The organism is Vibrio sp. 10N.222.54.A3 (assembly GCF_041474095.1).
Classification (GTDB): domain Bacteria; phylum Pseudomonadota; class Gammaproteobacteria; order Enterobacterales; family Vibrionaceae; genus Vibrio; species Vibrio crassostreae_C.
The window spans coordinates 1-4,262 of sequence record NZ_JBFRTN010000118.1 but is presented as its reverse complement, the minus strand read 5'-3'; the positions used below and the strand labels follow the sequence as shown (position 1 = coordinate 4,262).

The 4,262-nt window shown below is 45.4% G+C and carries 3 protein-coding genes; all 3 read right to left on the bottom strand.

The features are described from left to right. Positions 1–114: 114 nt before the first annotated feature. The 3 genes from AB4507_RS20635 to AB4507_RS20625 all read right to left on the bottom strand — a co-directional run bounded on the left by AB4507_RS20635 (position 115) and on the right by AB4507_RS20625 (position 4,147). Entirely contained in the window at positions 115–1,323 is a 1,209-nt protein-coding gene (locus AB4507_RS20635; protein ID WP_083994276.1) for a tetratricopeptide repeat protein, read from the bottom strand. Between the two features lie 338 nt (positions 1,324–1,661). After that, positions 1,662–2,264, bottom strand: coding sequence for a response regulator transcription factor (locus tag AB4507_RS20630; protein WP_017066613.1), 603 nt, complete (start codon positions 2,262–2,264; stop codon positions 1,662–1,664). A gap of 11 nt (positions 2,265–2,275) precedes the next feature. Then, on the bottom strand, positions 2,276–4,147 hold the full coding sequence (locus AB4507_RS20625) for a PhnD/SsuA/transferrin family substrate-binding protein (RefSeq protein ID WP_372183229.1): 1,872 nt from the start codon (positions 4,145–4,147) through the stop codon (positions 2,276–2,278). Between the last annotated feature and the right edge of the window lie 115 nt (positions 4,148–4,262).

Genomic DNA, 4,262 nt, shown 5'->3' with positions numbered 1-4,262 from the left:
ATGCTCGGCGCACCATAAATAAAAAGGGAAGCATCAGCTTCCCTTTTTGTTGTCTTGAATTTCTCGATTAGAGCTAAAACGACCTATCAACCGTACACAACCAATGAGTTCAATTTACTGGTTTCTGTTCCAGTTAGACTGACTGAAATCTAGAGGATCACTATTTGGTGTCGTTTGTATCTCTGTTGATGCTTGCTCGGTATTAGGTTGCTGGCTGTAATCAACATTCGTATCTTGAGCACTCGCCGTTTGAGTCTCTAAATGGCTCGCATCTACATTTAGCGCCTCACCTTCTTCATCAGACGCTTCTTTCACTTTCTTCGGAATCGGTATATTACGCTTGTAGAGCTTGTTGAGCGCTTTAATGATTGAGTGCTTAGTGATTGCTTCTTGGGTCAGCTTAGTCATTATCGGCTTAGTCAGAGCCTGTAAGCCCACGACGGCATCTACACCAAGCTCCCCGCCGATTTTATCCCTCAAATGTTTGGCTTCTGAGTAACCAAAATGAGCTGATAGGAATAACCAGATATAAGCGATGGCGTTGCCGTGTTCACCATGGTCGATCCAAGCTTCGCCTGCTCTAAACATCGCTTCTGCACTGTTCTTTTCTGCGGCTGTCTCAAACCAGTAAACAGCCTCACCATGGTTAGGCTCAACACCCACACCGTTCAAGTAACTCATACCGAGTTTGATCTTGCCGTCTAGGTTGTTTTTTTCAGCGGCCTTTTGGTACCACTCGACAGATCTTTCAGCCGAGTAATCTGGATTCTCTTTATCGAGACACCAGTCACCGATAAACAGCATCGCTTCGGTATTACCACCAGCCGCAGACTCTTCTATATAGGTATAACCCTTAGGGATGTTTTTATCGGTTCCACGACCAAAGACGAGCGCTTTGCCCATCTCGAATTTCGCCGATACGTCATTGTCTAAAGCAGAGATTGCTAGCTGCCAAAAGTTGGCTTTCTCTCTTAAAATGAGGTCTTCTTTACGCTTCATGCTTAGGCGCACAATGCCGTACATGCCATTGATATTATCGAGTTGCGCCGCTTTATCGTACCAATACAGAGCTTCCTTTATATTGTTACGTTCAGCTTCTTTTGCCAAATACAAAATCGACGGTACATGACCGGTTTCGGCTTTGAAGTGACGCTCTTTTTGCTCTTGTATGCGCGCTTTTTCAATCGCTTTTCGGTAAGCGACAGCACGAGCCTTACGTTCTTGTTCCAAGCGCTGCTTTCTTAGCGATAAAGAGATCAACCACACGGCGACAAGTATTAACGAAAGAGCCGTCGCACCAATTGCGATTCCCATCGTACTCATAAAATATTTTAACCTAACTCGGTTGATACCAACCTCGGTGTCGAGGAGTTATCAACCTATAGTGAATGTTTCGAATTACAGGGAAAAGCGCCGTTATTAAAACGTTCCGCCCTAAAATGAACTCAGTTCAGTATCTCAGGAATACATAACGATAAAAAGTCTACTTAGACCTATCCGTATGCACGCCATAAATGGTGTGATCTTTCTTCAATATAGATAAATTATGAAGGCTGCCTTTCATCAGGAAAGTCCTAAAGCTTGGTGACGAAGTTGATGTTTTTCCCATCAACAATTTCGTGCAACTGCCGTACAACTCTCTTACAGGAATAGCTCTATACCTAGGTCAATTGACCGTATATGTAAGCCAACTCGGCAACCGTCTTCGCTGAGAATTTCTTCATCAAGCTTGCTCGGTGTACTTCCACTGTTCTCATGGCAATGCACAATTCATCGGCTATTTTCTGGTTACGCTTACCGTCGATAATTTGTTTAAGGATGTCTATCTCACGCTCGGTTAACGACGCGTACGCTTGGCGATACACATTCATTTGCAAATGCTTTTCTGAGGCAACTAAGCCTTGCTTGATCGCCTCAGCTAACTCACTGCCTTTGACCGGCTTCTGGAAGAAATTCACCGCACCAGCCTGTAGCGCTTCAACCGCCATAGGTACATCACCATGACCAGTGAGATAGATAACCGAAAGCGGGCTCTGTGCTTTCAACATCAGTTCATGTACTTGCTGCCCTCTCATCTCTGGCATTCGGCTGTCTAAAACCACACAACCCGGCGCACTCAAGTCCACTGAGTCTAAAAAACTGGGGCCATCTTCAAAAGCTGACACAGTGAAATCATGCTCTTCTAATAAGAACACCAACGAATCGCGCATCGACTCATCGTCATCAACCACATAGACAGGAAGCCTTTGATGAAGTTCAGACATAACAAGATTCCTCATGAATCATTTGAAAGAGAGAAAGGCAGTGTCACCGCAACATGACATCCATGTGGGGTGAGTGACGTGATCGTCATTTGACCACTGTGATCTTCAATAACATCTTGGCAAATCGCGAGCCCAAGCCCCAAGCCATTTTCTTTACTGCTCACAAAGGCTTGAGTCACTTCTTGTTCAGTGAAATCTAAACCGGTGCCGTTATCGATAATCGACAACATTATTTTATCCGGTTGATACTCGGTAATCACTTTAATTGTCGATGGTTCGTTGTTTTTGTTACCAATATCAGACGTAGCGCTTTGTTCGCGATGCATCTGAGCATTACACGCATCAGTCGCATTGTTGATCAAATTTACAACCACCTGCTGCAATCCGACGGGGTCAACATGTAGCGTGATAGGTTTACCCACGACATCACGTTCAATGGTTATCTTGTGTTTCTGTAATCGAAATTGCAGTAGCTCGATGGTATCTGTAAGAAGAGCTTCTATATCAGTTTGAGATTTATCTGATGAGCGTTTTTTGATCATGTTTCTTAAGCGCTGGATGATCGCATCAGCACGGTCCACTTGCGACTGGATCTTCTCAAATACAGGCTCTATGTCAGTCAGCGGTTTGTTCTTCGAAATCCGCAGTAAACCACCTTCGCTATAATTCCGAATAGCTGCCAAAGGCTGATTAATCTCGTGTGCCAAGCTACTTCCCAGTTCACCAACTACCGCGATTCGTTGTGAGTGCTCTAGCTGTTCACTCTTACTTTTCAGCTTATAAAGCGTCGCTTCTAGTTGCTTTTTGCTGCGACTGAATTTGTATTCTAGCCAGAAGTGGTAAGCATTCAGAGACACGACAAGAATAAAGAACGCCCATGCCCACTGTTGATTGTACTTGAGCCAGATTAACGCTTCTTTCCACCAAGGTTGTTGCAGTGGATGCATGTCGAGTTGTTGATATAGCTTATCGATCGACAGCAGGCTTGTCGGTGACGTCCAGCCCGATGCATTCGCTGCAATGGCTGGCGCACTGCTTTTTGGCATAGCAAATAACACCTGACTCATTTGTTTCGCCAGTGCCGAAGAAGCCCGCTCTGTTTTGGCAAACGACCAGTTAGGATACAACGGTGTAGACACCTGACATCGGAACCCTTCTGGTGCTTGATTCTCGATAACACGATATTGACCCGCCACCAGCAAACCTTCGCTGATCATGCTCTCAACTAAACAGCTTGGTACGACAGCCGCTTCAATGTGCCCTTCACGCAGTTGATACAAGCTTGCGTCGATCGGGAAACCTAAAAATTGGGTGTTAGAGAAAAAGTGGTTGGGATTAAGCCCTTGTTGCATCACTTGGTAACGCATAGTGAGGTAACCACCAAAAGCATTTTCAGATACTGCCGCAATCGGCTTACCGCTAAGTTGTTCGAGAGAGATATAAGGCGACATTCTTCTCACCACCAAGGCAGAACCAATGCTACGTGTATTACTGGTGCCTTGAGCTTCAAAGTTATGACTGGTCATGGTTGCCATCCAAGAAAGCGCATACTGGCGTCCTAATCGAACCGCCTGACCGGGGTTGGTGATGACAAAATCAACAGTGACATCTTTTACCGCTTCGGCCATCTCTTCCAAGTTGAAAGGCTTGAGAACAAAGTATTTTCCGGGAATGCGCTCCGACAGCCAATCCATTGTCGGCTGCCAACGCTGCTGAGCGGAAAGCTTACCTCGAGTCGCCAACACGCCAACCTCTATGATTTGCTCAGACTCAACAGTGCTTGTCGTTGCAATCTCTTGCTCCGATTGAGCGGCTAAACAGATTCCTGCGGTTAAGCTCAACCAACAAAGGCCAACGATTGATATTAGGTTTCTGACTGTCACTGAAATCTCTTTCTCCAAATGGACTGTTTATTCAATTTATTCTCGATTCATTTTATGTCAGCGGCGTGTTTCGCGCTTAGCTCATGCTTGAGCGCCTTAAAAAAGGTTCATCGCG